We start from the raw sequence: 13027 nt of genomic DNA, 5'->3' as shown, positions 1-13027 counted from the left end.
CTCGTTATTTAAGAATAATTTTTCCGCTCTAAATAGGTTTAGCTAGAGAGATCGATAATTTATTTAATATTACCGAATAAAAAGCATGATTTGGTGGAAGAAAATTCAACGATTAGAATGAATTTTTGTACTGTTGATAATGTATGATATTTGATTATGTTATTAATTTTATTTAATATTTTTATTATTTTTTGCGGTTTGTTAGATTTTATTTTTATGATTTATCCAAGTAAAATCAGAGGGTCATTATTTTATTAATGAAGTAAAAGTTAAAACTTGACCAATTGAACATGCTTTGTAGCAAAAAATCAGTTCTATTGATTACTCTACATTACACAGTTACCCATCAGCATGATTTTTAAGCTATATCTGGCAATGATGGGATGTGCTTAAATTTTTCAGAATTTTTTGTTTGAAGATTTTTAAGATTTACCAATCAATAACGATAAGATGCCAGCTGCAATCAGTGGACCCACAGGAACACCTCTCAGTAATGCTACTCCAGCTACTGTACCGATCAATAAACCTGCTACGACATTGGGTTGGCTGGTCATTAAGGAAACTCCGCGACCACCTAACCATGCGACCAATAGTCCAATTGCAATTGCAGTCAGAGATTTCCAGTGCATAAATGATTTTAGGATGACATCGCCTGGAATTTTTCCACTGGCAATCGGGGTAAGAACACCAATTGTTAAAATGATAATTCCGACCTCCAGACCGTGAGTTTGTAATAAAGGAAAAAACTCACTTAATGGTGTGATTCGAAAGACAATTAATACGCCAGCAGCGATCGTCACTGCTGTATTGTGACTGAAAATACCACAAGCCAATAAAACAAGAAGCACGATTAAATTTAGATCTAGACTAGAAAGGCTCATTAATATTCATCATTTACAATTCATTCCAGCGGCGCATTATACTAAAAACAACACAGGTAGGGCGTGAAGAGATCTATTTATTCGAATTAAAATTCTCAATAAAAGCAAATCAGTGCGCTGAAATATTGAAAGGTTTATTCTCCAATAAGTTCCATTGGTACTCAAAATCTTGCGCAAGTTTTGCTAAATTTGTAGATTTAAGTTGCTGTATTAAAATGTTTTGCGCTTCTAGCATTGCTTGATTTAAAGCAGTGTTTACCACACGTTCAACAAGACAGTTGGGCGTTTCTTGCTCATTCCCCATGGCAAAAATGGTGGGTTCGCCGACAGCCTGATAAATATCATATAACGAAATTTCATTTAAATTTTGGATTAATGTCCAACCACCGCCGGGTCCTTTATCTGCATGTACAAATCCCGCTTTTTTTAAACCCGACATAGTACGTCTAATCACAACAGGATTGGTGTCGAGCATTACTGCAATCTGTTCGGATGTGAATGGTTTTTTTTCACGTGCCATATGTAATAGCACATGCAACATCCGGGAAAGTTTACTGTCTTTGCGCATGATATACACACTCCTTAATTTAGTATTAATTGTAACATCAAAAGTTGCAATTTTAAAAATAAGGCAATATAGTAACTTTAAAAGTTACATATATGGGTTTAAAAATGAAATATGACGTGATGATCATTGGTGGAAGTTTTGCAGGTTTATCTGCGGCTTTACCTTTAGCAAGAGCTAGAAAAAAAGTATTGGTGGTAGATGCGGGTTTACGTAGAAATCGGTTTGCGGCGCATTCGCATAATTTTCTGACCCGAGATGGACAGGAGCCTTCAGCAATCATTGCGGAAGCAAAGCAACAGTTAGAAAAATATTCAAGCATTACTTGGTTGAATGCATCTGTGATCGACGTACAGGCAATGAATGATGATTATGAGGTTTTTACAGAAGATGAAAATAATAAGCGCGACATGATTCAAGCTGAAAAATTGATTATTGCAGCAGGTGTGAAAGATGATTTACCTGAAATAGAAGGCTTGACTGAGCGTTGGGGAAAGAGTGTATTCCATTGTCCATACTGTGACGGCTATGAATTAAATCTTGGTCAACTCGGGATGTTATATTCTGGTTCGCATTCTCTTCATATGGCTTTAATGCTACCTGATTGGGGCAATACAACATTATTCCTCAATGCTGCAGTTTCAATTGATATAATCGAGCCTGCAATTTTGGAGCAATTAAATCAACGCCATGTGAAGTTAGATACTCGTAAAATCGCCAAGATCGAAAATCACTGTGATTTGAAATTTGAAAATGGTGACCAAACTCAATTGAATGGATTATTTGTCTCTACTTTTATGCGAATTAATTCACCTTGGATTAGAAAACTAGGTTTGGATATAGATCGTAATGAATATAGTGAAGCAATTTTAACCAATGCTACAAAGCAGACCAATTTAAAAAACATTTACGCATGTGGGGACATCACACGTTCAGGTGGTTCTGTTGCATTCTCTGTTGCTGATGGTGCAATGGCTGGGGTAGCAGTACATAAATCATTTGTATTTGGTGGCTAGTGTCTATGCATGATGAAGTGATCATGCTGATAAAATACGAATCTCGATTGGGTTTCGATTCACGATACTTTAAACTGTGTCGTGAATTTTTAAGGTATTAATTTATGTTTTTGGAAAAAATGTTGCAATCACAAGGTTTTGGTTCTAGAAAGCATTGCCAGCAATTAATCAAGAATGGTGCAATTCAAATTCAAAACGAGGTTATTACTGATCCAAAGTTTAAACTTGATTTAGATCATTTAGAATTTTCGGTGTATCAGCAAACATTTCAATATCGAGAACACGTTTATATCGCTTTAAATAAACCGCAGAATTATGAATGTTCACATCAATCTACTCATCATTTCAGTGTTTTTGATCTGTTTGATGATGTATTGATGAATCGTGGTCTACAAAGTGTAGGGCGCTTAGATCAGGATACCACAGGTTTATTACTATTCACTGATGATGGTCAGTTTTTACAAGCCTTGACGCATCCTAAAAAGCATGTGCCTAAAGTTTATCAAATACAAACTGTTGATCCGATCACGGATGAGCAAATTCAACAACTTGAACAAGGCGTTGAACTGCGTAATGAAAAAGGGCTTTTTGCAGCAACAGATGTACAACGTCTTGCTGAACATGCGTTAAAAATAACTGTACATCAAGGTGTTTATCATCAAGTGAAACGAATGCTTGCTGCGGTAGGCAACAAAGTTGAGCGTTTACATCGTGCCCAAGTAGGACAATTGGTACTGAATGATTTGCCTGAAGGAGAATGGCTATATCTAAATGAAGCTCAAGTGGTGGCTGCAAAAAATAAATCAGAGGATTTATCTGAAGTTTAATCATAGTTAGCAAAGTCTGAGGCTTCACTGATGATTAGTTTTAGATAGACTATGGTCAAACCGCCTGATTATTCATACAAGTGACTGGATTTTAATCATGCATACCTAATGAACTTTATGATTTTTATATAATTTACTAGAAAATTTGGTGATTCATTTATTTTGCACTTTTGAATCATCAATATTCTGTGTATCGTGAGGCGACATGGATGTCGCCATGTTGAGCGGGGTATATGAGCATAAACAAAGCACTGCTTTATTTACAGCATAAGAGTACAGTATTGCCTAAACAAATCTATTTAAACTTTTGAGATATAAACTGTGGCAATGAAAGCTTTATTGCACTTCATCTGACAATCTAACAGCATTAATAATCCAAAATTCACCTTTTAGTGTTAAAACTAAAACGCCTGCAAGAAATAGAATTACTTCAAGAAACAATGATAGGTTTGAAACTCGTTATCTTTGACAAAACCCATTTGTTCGTACAATTGATGGGAATGGTAATTGTTTTTTTGTGTTTCTAAACTAATACGCTGTGCATCTTCATGTCTTGCAAATAGAATGGCTGTATCAATCAGCTGTTTGGCAGAACCTTGTCTGCGATAAACCGGAGTGACATATACATCATCTAAAATATAGTATTTAGAACAGGATACAGATGTAAAACCCTGATAAAGTAGAACAAAACCTGTAAAAACATCATCTTTTACATGAATAAAGATAACACTTTCCTTATTCTCAAAACGTTGTTTAAGAAAATCAAGAGATTGTTTAAGATTGGAAGATGCACCATAAAATTGGCGATATTCATCAAATAAAACAGCAAGTTGATCTAAATCTTCTTTGGTCGCGCGTCTCACGATCATTTATATACTCCTTGCAATGATTTTTTATCTTTGCAAAAGAGCATAACTAAAAAATAGAAAATTAAAGTAAATGAATTGTTTAAAATTGCGACACTGTTAATTTTTGTCACTTTCCCCCAAGATCGCATTTAACTCTGCAAACAAATCTTCGTCATCATCACTTAAGTCAACAGCAGTACTTGTTTGTCCATTCTGTTGTTCTTGCTTGAGTTTTCTTAATTTTAATATCTGGTCCATATTGATATTTTGGTTTTCAATTGCAAATGGAATAGATTTGGTGATTACGACTTGTTTAAAAAAAAGTCGAACTGCTTGAGCAGGGGTGATGCCTAATTGTTTAAAAACGGCAAAAGCAAGTTTTTTTTCTTGTGAATCAAGGCGTACTTGATAAACTTCGGTTTTTCTCATGAATGTTAACCAAACAAAATTTAAGTTTGAATGCCTATTTTAATCAAAGCTTGCGTAATTTCAATCTCTAATCATCAAAAAGTCCTATATTTGTCATTACGTCAACATTACAGTGTCAATTCATAGGCAGAACAAAAACATAACGCTTGCATTGTAATCGGATCAATAAACTCAATTTTCTGGGCTAAAAGTTGTAAAGGTTGTGAGAAATCATGAGGATCTTTATGCAATACAGTTGGATAAAATGGATCATTTTTGATGGGCAAATTCAGCCAATTGAGATGTACACGTAGTTGGTGCTGCTTTCCTGTAATTGGTTTTAATAAATATTTAGCCCATACCTGATCATGTTCAATAAGATGAATTTCAGTTTGTGAGTTGGTTATGCCTTCGGTTACTTTCATGGTATAGAAAGGTTCACCTTTCTCCATTCTTAATGCAACCTGACATGGGAAGCTGAGGTTTGGGTTATAAGCGGCAATGGCATGGTAGGTCTTTTTTACCTGACGATCAGCAAACATTTGCTGGTAAATACCACGAGTTTGTGGACGCTTGGAGAATAACACGACTCCAGCTGTTTCACGGTCTAAACGATGTATAGGTGTCAAGTCTGCATTATTGGTGGTTTTTTTTAAGCGAACTAAAAGGGTCTCTTGAATATATTGTCCTGATGGGCTAATGGTTAGAAAGTGGGGTTTATCAACCACCAGTAGATCATCATTTTCATAAAGAATTTTTTCCTGAAATGGCACCTGAATTTCGTGGTTGAGAAAACGATAATAATAAATATGAGTATGTTCGATATAAGGGTGCTCTATACTGAGGGTTTGACCTTGCATATCCAAAATTAAATGATCATCAAAACGCTGCCTCCATGCATTGGCAGTAATATGTGGAAAGTGCTCGCACAAAAATACAAATAGACTTTGCGGGGATTTTTCTAATTGAGGTAAATATACTTTAGATGCTGTTACACCATCCCTCATTGGTGGTTGAAAGTCAGAAAGAGAAGTATATTGTTTCATGGTGATACTGGATGTCATTAAGATTGCAATTGCTATTGAAGTCAGCTTGAATAGGTCAAAACATGATTTCTCAACAATGCAACATAGGTTTTAAAGTCGTGCAATGCTATCATATTGTCTGGTTTGAATCATGTTGTGAGCGTTATGCAGTATTCCTCTAAATTAAGTCTAAGCAATGAACAAGACACTCAAAAGTTAGCGCAAAAACTGGCGCAACATATTGCAAAAGGCGTAATTTATCTCATCGGTGATCTTGGCGCGGGTAAAACAACATTAACGCGCTATTGGTTGCAAAGCTTAGGGCATCAAGGTGCAGTTAAAAGTCCAACCTATACATTGGTGGAGCCTTATAGCATTCAAGCTAAGGATGTATTTCATTTTGACTTGTATCGTTTAAATGATCCTTATGAATTAGAATTAATGGGAATACGTGATTATTTAGACCAAACAGATGCATTATTCTTATTTGAGTGGCCTTCGAAAGGCGGAGATGAAATTCCAAAAGCTGATCATGTCATTACGATCTTAAAAGGAGCAGATGAAACTGTGCGTGAAGTGAGCATAGAAAGTACATCTTCTCAGTTAGTTCAAGAATTAATGCACTTTTAATTCAGTTAAATTCTAACTATAAAAAATTTCGTTTTTAGATTCATTTAATGATCAGGTGAATTGAATGCAACATGAAGATATCAGTTTAAGACGTATCCAAACTTTAAATCCAGCATTGGCGAACCAAATTGCAGCAGGCGAGGTAATCGAACGCCCATCTTCTGTGGTTAAAGAGTTAGTTGAAAACTCAATTGATGCCGGTGCGACTGAATTGATTGTTCGTGTTGCTAATGGAGGGAGTACGCTCATTGAAATTATTGACAATGGGCGAGGCATTCATCCTGAGGATTTGGCGCTTTCCGTAACACGACACGCAACCAGTAAAATTCAGTCTGCTGAAGATTTACACGCAATAGTAAGTTTAGGTTTTCGTGGTGAAGCGCTGGCATCGATTGCTGCTGTTTCTCGGTTAACCTTAACCAGCAGCCAAGATGATTCAGGTGTTGGCTATCAGCTTGAAGTAAATGGTACGGCGTTTGATCATCAGGATATACAGGCAGTTGCAGCGCAACAAGGCACACATATTCGTATTCAGGATTTATTTTTTAATGTACCGGCACGCCGCAAATTCTTAAAAAAGCCAGGAACTGAATTTGGACATATCGAAGAAATTGTCCGCCGTATGGCATTGACTCATTTTGATATACGTTTTGTGTTGGAACATAACGATAATATTCGTTTGAATTTACCTATTGCTGACAGTGGCGAGTTACGATTCCAACGTGTACAGCAATTATTGGGGCGTCAATTTACTGAAAATGCTTATTGGATTGATGCTGATAGTATTAGTATGCGTTTATCAGGTTGGTTGGGACATCCATCAGATGCTCGTGCCCAAGCGGATTTGCAATATGTTTATGTGAATGGACGCATTGTTAAAGATAAAACCATTTCACACGCGTTACGCATGGCATACGATGGTATTCTCCACGGACATCAACATGCTGCATATTTGCTTTTTTTAGAAGTTGACCCTGAAAATATCGATGTCAATGTCCATCCTACGAAACATGAAATTCGTTTTTTAAATCAGCGTGAAGTGCACGAGTTTGTACGCCATTTTGCTAAAGAAACCCTGTCAAAATTTCAAACAGCGACAGCAGAATTAGCTTCGGCAATGAAACAAGAGGAATCTCAACAAAATCATTGGCAACAACCTCAACCGCGTTATCAAGAGCAGTTTCAACTTCATCGTGATCGCTCAGTATCAGAGAATGTCAATCAACAGCAAGAGCATGAAAATAGCCTAAGCAATAGCCATGCTCAGGTCATGTACAATGATGGTTTAACAGATTTTAGCCATACACAACCGCAAACTGTACATTATGCTGCAAATCAGCCCCAACAGCAGTATCATGGGTCACAGCAGCTCAATAATGCCTTAAAGAGCTATTTGGCACCGCTCCGTGAAAATAGTGATATTGCCGAATTGGATCAACCACTCACAGATCAAGCCTCTTATGATCAGTCTGTACAGCAAATTGTCAATAAGTCTAATCAACCACAGGTTGATGAATATCCTTTAGGTATTGCTATTGCACAATTGCACGGTATTTATATCCTTGCGCAAAATACTGAAGGATTGATTATTGTGGATATGCATGCTGCGCATGAACGTATTCTTTTACAACAGATGAAATCTGCATGGGACAAACCTGAGTTTTGGACTTCTCAACAATTGCTTATTCCTAAAGTGATCTCAATTACACGTATGCAGGCCACACGTGTTGATGATTTAAAACCTCAACTTGAGCGTTTAGGTTTGGAAATAGATCAGTATGGGGATGATCAGGTCATTGTCCGTGGCGTACCTGCAATTTTACATAAAGCTGACTTTGGTGCTTTAGTTCCTGAATTGCTGAATGATCTTGACCCGAACGATGAAGCACAAGCACTTCAACAAAAGCGAGATCAAATTTTGGCAGGTATGGCTTGTCATGGTGCAGTAAGAGCACACCGCATGCTAAGCCTGTCTGAAATGAATGCTTTATTGCGTCAGATGGAACAAACAGAATTTGCCAGCCAATGTAATCATGGTCGACCAACATGGCGTGCATTTCCACTTTCACAACTGGATAAATTATTTGCTCGAGGAGAGTAGTTTTACATGTCGAATCAATTGCCCGTCATCAATTTAATGGGACCAACTGCAAGTGGAAAAACCGCTTTGGCATGTGAATTATATGAACAGGGGAATTATGAGTTAATTTCTGTGGATTCTGCACTGGTTTATCAAGAGATGGATATTGGAACAGCTAAGCCAACAAAAGCGGAACAGGAGCGTTATCCGCATCATTTAATTGATATTATTACACCATTAGAAGTTTATTCTGCGGCAGAGTTTGTTGAAGATGCAAGTCGTTTGATTGATGATATTCATGCAAAAGGAAAAACACCCATCTTGGTGGGCGGAACAATGCTTTACTTCAAGGCATTGCTTGAAGGTCTTTCCAATAACCTACCGAGTGCTGATTATGAGATTCGCGCTGCGATTGAGTTAAAAGGCGAAACTGAGGGCTGGCAGGCAGTCTATGATGAATTAAAATCAGTAGATACGCTGGCAGGTGAAAAGTTTAAGGTCAGTGATAAACAACGAATTATTCGTGCTTTAGAAGTTTACAAAATCACAGGTCGTCCAATTACACAATTACAGGCAGAACAGCCTAAAAAGCAACCTTATCGTTACAATTTTCATAATTATGCTTTAGTCCCTGACAGAGTAGAATTACATAAACGGATCGAGTTGCGATTGGAAAAAATGTGGGAAATCGGTTTTTTGAATGAAGTCGAATACCTTATGAAAAAATACGATCTCGATGAAAATTTACCCTCAGCACGCTCGGTTGGTTACCGTCAAGCGATAGATTTTTTAAAAAACAGTGATTTGAGTCAAGAAAAAATGCAAGAAATGAAGGATAAAGCGCTATTTGCGACACGACAATTAGCCAAACGTCAATACACTTGGTTACGTTCTTTGCAAGAATTACACTCTTTTCAAACTTATTTCACGATAAAGCAAGCTCAAGAAGACTTGCGAAACTTATACGGATAAAGCAAAATTTAACAACTGCCTTTTTTATAAATTTTAATTGAAAAATAAAGGCAGTTTTTGCGCTGATTTTAAATTTTTTTTTGGAGTATAAAATGTCTAAAGGTCAAACTTTACAAGATCCGTTCTTAAATTCTCTCCGTAAAGAACGTATTCCGGTTTCTATCTTTCTTGTAAACGGTATCAAATTACAAGGTCACATTGAATCTTTTGACCAGTATGTTGTTTTGTTGAAAAACACTGTAAGCCAAATGGTTTATAAGCATGCGATTTCTACTGTTGTACCTGCACGTAATCCACGTCCTGCTGGTGCTCCTGCTGGTGCTCAAGGCGCTGCTGGTGGCTTCGGTGGTCAAGCTGGTGGCTTCGGTGGTCAAGCTGGTGGTTTTGGTAGCCAAGGTGGCTTCGGTGGTCAAGGTGGCTTCGGTGGTCAAGGTGGCTTCGGCGGTCAAGGTGGCTTCGGCGGTCAAGGTGGCTTCGGTGGTCAACAAGGTGGCTTCGGTGGTCAAGGTGGCTTCGGCGGTCAAGGTGGCTTCGGTGGTCAAGGTTCTGACTTTGGTGGCGAAGGTAAATTTGAAGATTCACAAGAAGATGAAAACAATCGTTAATTTCTAAATGTAGAAATTGATTGTGAAAAAGAGACTGTTTTAACAGTCTCTTGATGCATTAAAAAAACCGCAATATGATTGAATATTAATCATTTTGCGGTTTTTTATTTAGCGATTACTATTAGGGGCCGTAAATTAAATTTTGGCTCATGATTGTACTAAAATGTAGATTTTAATAATCATTTCATCATAATAAATTTAGAAATAGTTAAATATTCTGATCCTTAATAGCCTATGAACTTTATATTTTTTATATAAAGTATTAGAAGATTTTGGTCATTTATTTATTTGCACTTTTAAATGATTGATCATCTTTTTTATCGTGAAGCGGCATGAAAGTCATCATGTTGAGCGAAGATATATGAGTAAAAATAAAGTGTTGCTTTATTTGCTGTGAAAGAATGCAGTTTAATTACTTTCAAGTGTACTATTCTTATAAACTTATAAAAAAACCTGAAACACAAGGTGATATAGAAAATTATTTAGATAAAATTAAATATGGACAAAATATGATCTTTTTTGTAGAGTATGTTTAATTTAGAACAACTACACAATAACTCATGTTTAATAATATTTATTTTGCTTTGGAAAAATTGGGTCTTACTGCTCAAAAGCGTGCTATCCATGTGTCTTTTTCAAATACTGATCTTCATCAACGGGTATTTTTACAACGTGTTGATGGGATACATGCCATCAATGATGGGATGAACTTACAACTGATTTGTCTATCTACGCTGAACGATATTGCATTAAAACGCTTTATTGGCTGTCGTGTAGCCATTGATGTGGTCAATGATCGCTCCGAAATCAATCGTATTTCAGGAATTGTCTCCAAAGCTGAGGTGGGTGCCTCAGATGGTGCTTTGACGATTTATCGCCTCACGGTTGAAGATCCAACCGCACTATGGAAACAGCGTAGAAACTCGCGCGTATTTATGAATATGTCTGCTTTACAGGTAGTCGAAGTTATATTTAATGAATGGCGAGACAGATCTCCACTGTTTGCCTCTAGTTTGACTTTGGATAAAAGCGGTCTAACTAAAGATTACGATATTCGACCCTTCATTATGCAGAATAATGAACGAGATATAGACCTTATTCAAAGGCTTCTAGCATCGGAAGGTGTGACGAGTTTAATTGATGAAGCACAGCTTAAAGTGTCTCATTTTAATGAACCCATCCAGCCTCAAAAGCTTCGATTGATTGATGACAATACTCAATATAAAAGTTTAGAACGACGCACGATCCGCTTTCATCGAAGTTCGGCTGTAGAGACTCGCGATTCGATTATCAATTTTACAGGACAACGTTCACTTCAACCGACATCGGTACATATCCACCGTTGGCAAGCAGATATTCTTGAAACCGAAGAAGGTGCAGGCAATGTACAAAGCAAATATCAGCACAGTGACCAGTACGATAACGCCAGTCTAGGCTTAGAACAAGTATGGCACTTTAGCCCTGCATGGACTCAAGATTTAAATGGAGAAGATGGCGCAACGCCATCAAGCAACAGTCAGATCGAACGCTTTAACCAAAACCTCAGCAACTACTACGATGCCCAAGCCAAACAATTCACGGCAATATCGACCGTACGAGATGCGCAGGTGGGTTATCACTTTGAGCTAAAAGGGCATCCTCAAATCGATCAAAAAGATTCTGCCGATCGGCAATTTCTGATTTTATCCAAAACCTTTTATCACCAAAATAATTTACCCAAAGATCTGAGCAATCAAGTCGACACTTTGTTAAAACAAAGCCATTGGCAAATCAGCAATATCACCACAAACAATAGCGAAGAACGCCAAGCCAATCAGCTCATTCTACAACGGCGTAATATTACGGTTGTTCCTGAGTATAATCCCTTAACCCAAAGACCCGCAGCCCATCCAATGCGAGCGAGAGTGGTTGGTCCAAGTGGAGAAGAAATCCATGTGGATGAATGGGGACGTATCAAGGTTCGCTTCCTCTTTACCCGCAATGAAGACCACAGCCATGATGGTGGTGCAGGCGCGAACGACAATGATACCGACTCAGCTTGGGTCGATGTACTCACGCCGTGGGCAGGTGAAGACTATGGAGCACGCTTCTTACCGCGTATTGGAGAGTTGGTCGTAGTTGACTTCTTTGCGGGGGATATTGATAGACCTTTTGTGGTGGGACGTATTCATGAAGGATACCTTTATCCAACCAAGTTTGATGACAAAGGCAAGTTACCCGATACCAAGAAGTTGGCAGGGATTAAAAGTCGAGAATACCAAGGCAATGGCTATAACCAACTGAGATTTGACGACACTACCAACCAGATCAGTAGTCAGTTACACAGCAGTCATGGAGCAACTCAACTCAATCTTGGCAACCTCAGTCACCCAAAAGAGACAGATAGCAGCGAAGGTCGAGGAGAAGGCTTTGAGCTAAGAACGGATCAATGGGGTGCGGTACGCGCAGGACAAGGCTTACTGCTGTGTACCCATGCACAAGATGAGGCATTAGGTAATCATCTAGATACAAGCGAAGCCAAAAGTCAGTTAGAAAATAGTCTCAATAATTCCAAAGCTTTAAGTGAAGTTGCTAAGCATCAACAAACTGATCCTTTGGAAGTTTTAAATAATTTAAAATACTTCCTTAATCAAATAGAAAAAGGTGAAAAAGACAAAGCAGATGCATTTAAACAAGCTTTAATGCTACTGGCTTCACCAAACTCTATAGCAATGTCGACCAATAGCGACCTTCATCTTTCAGCAGATGGGCAAATTAGCCAGAGCGCAGGCAACAGTATAAATCTGAGTAGCCAAAAGAATCTTATAGCACATGCAAAAAACAAGATCAGTTTATTTGCTGCGCAAGAAGGTGCAAGACTTTATGCTGCAAAAGGCAAGGTTGAAATAAAAGCGCATAGTGATGGTGCAGATTTGATTGCGCGTAAAGGTATTCAAATTATTTCGACTGAAGATACGATTTATATCATTAGTCCTAAAGAAATTAAATTGATCAGTGATGGCACGGAATTAAAACTCAATGGTTCGGGGGTGTTTGCAACCACAGGTGGTTTGTTTGAAGTAAAGTCTGGGCAGCATAAGTTTACTAGTGGCGCTAAAGTTAAAGCAAATACACCAAACTTGCCATCTGAACCAAAAGTAACAACAAAAAAGAAATTTTCTTGAGATTAA

Annotated in this window: 12 protein-coding genes; 7 read left to right on the top strand and 5 right to left on the bottom strand. The window is 37.7% G+C overall.

Going from position 1 to position 13027, the window contains the following annotated elements:
* Positions 1 to 422: 422 nt before the first annotated feature.
* A complete protein-coding gene (locus TOL5_RS11985; RefSeq protein ID WP_004831027.1) occupies positions 423 to 881 on the bottom strand; it encodes a DUF441 domain-containing protein in 459 nt (152 codons plus the stop codon).
* Between the two features lie 109 nt (positions 882 to 990).
* A complete protein-coding gene (locus TOL5_RS11980) occupies positions 991 to 1449 on the bottom strand; it encodes an Rrf2 family transcriptional regulator (protein WP_139422530.1) in 459 nt (152 codons plus the stop codon).
* A gap of 104 nt (positions 1450 to 1553) precedes the next feature.
* Between TOL5_RS11980 and TOL5_RS11975 the strand changes: the two genes are divergently transcribed.
* Together TOL5_RS11975 and TOL5_RS11970 are read left to right on the top strand one after the other, a co-directional pair.
* A complete protein-coding gene (locus TOL5_RS11975; RefSeq protein ID WP_151781643.1) occupies positions 1554 to 2462 on the top strand; it encodes an NAD(P)/FAD-dependent oxidoreductase in 909 nt (302 codons plus the stop codon).
* Between the two features lie 104 nt (positions 2463 to 2566).
* Positions 2567 to 3289, top strand: coding sequence for a pseudouridine synthase (locus TOL5_RS11970; protein WP_199995764.1), 723 nt, complete (start codon positions 2567 to 2569; stop codon positions 3287 to 3289).
* Positions 3290 to 3714: 425 nt separating this feature from the next.
* On the opposite strand, the gene TOL5_RS11965 is transcribed toward TOL5_RS11970, so the two are convergent.
* The 3 genes from TOL5_RS11965 to TOL5_RS11955 form a co-directional block, all read right to left on the bottom strand.
* Complete coding sequence (locus TOL5_RS11965; protein WP_004831023.1) at positions 3715 to 4158, bottom strand: GNAT family N-acetyltransferase; 444 nt, start codon at positions 4156 to 4158, stop codon at positions 3715 to 3717.
* Between the two features lie 96 nt (positions 4159 to 4254).
* Positions 4255 to 4566, bottom strand: a complete 312-nt coding sequence (locus tag TOL5_RS11960; RefSeq protein ID WP_004831022.1) for a type II toxin-antitoxin system RelB/DinJ family antitoxin — start codon at positions 4564 to 4566, stop codon at positions 4255 to 4257.
* Between the two features lie 107 nt (positions 4567 to 4673).
* Positions 4674 to 5609 (bottom strand): pseudouridine synthase, encoded by a 936-nt coding sequence (locus tag TOL5_RS11955; RefSeq protein ID WP_373866507.1) that lies wholly within the window; start codon positions 5607 to 5609, stop codon positions 4674 to 4676.
* A 126-nt stretch (positions 5610 to 5735) separates the two neighbouring features.
* Between TOL5_RS11955 and tsaE the strand changes: the two genes are divergently transcribed.
* The 5 genes from tsaE (at position 5736) to TOL5_RS11930 (ending at position 13021) form a co-directional block, all read left to right on the top strand.
* On the top strand, positions 5736 to 6200 hold the full coding sequence (gene tsaE / locus TOL5_RS11950) for a tRNA (adenosine(37)-N6)-threonylcarbamoyltransferase complex ATPase subunit type 1 TsaE (protein ID WP_042087244.1): 465 nt from the start codon (positions 5736 to 5738) through the stop codon (positions 6198 to 6200).
* Between the two features lie 64 nt (positions 6201 to 6264).
* Positions 6265 to 8301: a DNA mismatch repair endonuclease MutL gene (gene mutL / locus TOL5_RS11945; RefSeq protein ID WP_151781645.1), complete on the top strand. Its 2037-nt coding sequence runs from the start codon at positions 6265 to 6267 to the stop codon at positions 8299 to 8301.
* 6 nt (positions 8302 to 8307) lie between these two features.
* Positions 8308 to 9252: a tRNA (adenosine(37)-N6)-dimethylallyltransferase MiaA gene (gene miaA, locus TOL5_RS11940; RefSeq protein WP_042087241.1), complete on the top strand. Its 945-nt coding sequence runs from the start codon at positions 8308 to 8310 to the stop codon at positions 9250 to 9252.
* Positions 9253 to 9344: 92 nt separating this feature from the next.
* Positions 9345 to 9857, top strand: coding sequence for an RNA chaperone Hfq (hfq, locus tag TOL5_RS11935; protein WP_005029289.1), 513 nt, complete (start codon positions 9345 to 9347; stop codon positions 9855 to 9857).
* 560 nt (positions 9858 to 10417) lie between these two features.
* Positions 10418 to 13021, top strand: a complete 2604-nt coding sequence (locus tag TOL5_RS11930) for a type VI secretion system Vgr family protein (protein WP_228740280.1) — start codon at positions 10418 to 10420, stop codon at positions 13019 to 13021.
* Positions 13022 to 13027 lie beyond the last annotated feature (6 nt).

Source organism: Acinetobacter sp. Tol 5, assembly GCF_019702905.1.
Taxonomy (GTDB): Bacteria; Pseudomonadota; Gammaproteobacteria; order Pseudomonadales; family Moraxellaceae; genus Acinetobacter; species Acinetobacter bereziniae.
This window is presented reverse-complemented; position numbering and strand designations above follow the sequence as displayed.

What these genes read in the sequence shown, in the direction of transcription:
- TOL5_RS11965 (WP_004831023.1), bottom strand. Translation starts at nt 4,158, where the DNA reads ATGATCGTGAGACGCGCGACCAAAGAAGATTTAGATCAACTTGCTGTT.
- TOL5_RS11960 (WP_004831022.1), bottom strand. Translation starts at nt 4,566, where the DNA reads ATGAGAAAAACCGAAGTTTATCAAGTACGCCTTGATTCACAAGAAAAA.
- hfq (WP_005029289.1), top strand. Translation starts at nt 9,345, where the DNA reads ATGTCTAAAGGTCAAACTTTACAAGATCCGTTCTTAAATTCTCTCCGT.
- TOL5_RS11975 (WP_151781643.1), top strand. Translation starts at nt 1,554, where the DNA reads ATGAAATATGACGTGATGATCATTGGTGGAAGTTTTGCAGGTTTATCT.
- TOL5_RS11930 (WP_228740280.1), top strand. Translation starts at nt 10,418, where the DNA reads ATGTTTAATAATATTTATTTTGCTTTGGAAAAATTGGGTCTTACTGCT.
- TOL5_RS11955 (WP_373866507.1), bottom strand. Translation starts at nt 5,609, where the DNA reads ATGACATCCAGTATCACCATGAAACAATATACTTCTCTTTCTGACTTT.
- mutL (WP_151781645.1), top strand. Translation starts at nt 6,265, where the DNA reads ATGCAACATGAAGATATCAGTTTAAGACGTATCCAAACTTTAAATCCA.
- tsaE (WP_042087244.1), top strand. Translation starts at nt 5,736, where the DNA reads ATGCAGTATTCCTCTAAATTAAGTCTAAGCAATGAACAAGACACTCAA.
- TOL5_RS11985 (WP_004831027.1), bottom strand. Translation starts at nt 881, where the DNA reads ATGAGCCTTTCTAGTCTAGATCTAAATTTAATCGTGCTTCTTGTTTTA.
- TOL5_RS11970 (WP_199995764.1), top strand. Translation starts at nt 2,567, where the DNA reads ATGTTTTTGGAAAAAATGTTGCAATCACAAGGTTTTGGTTCTAGAAAG.
- miaA (WP_042087241.1), top strand. Translation starts at nt 8,308, where the DNA reads ATGTCGAATCAATTGCCCGTCATCAATTTAATGGGACCAACTGCAAGT.
- TOL5_RS11980 (WP_139422530.1), bottom strand. Translation starts at nt 1,449, where the DNA reads ATGCGCAAAGACAGTAAACTTTCCCGGATGTTGCATGTGCTATTACAT.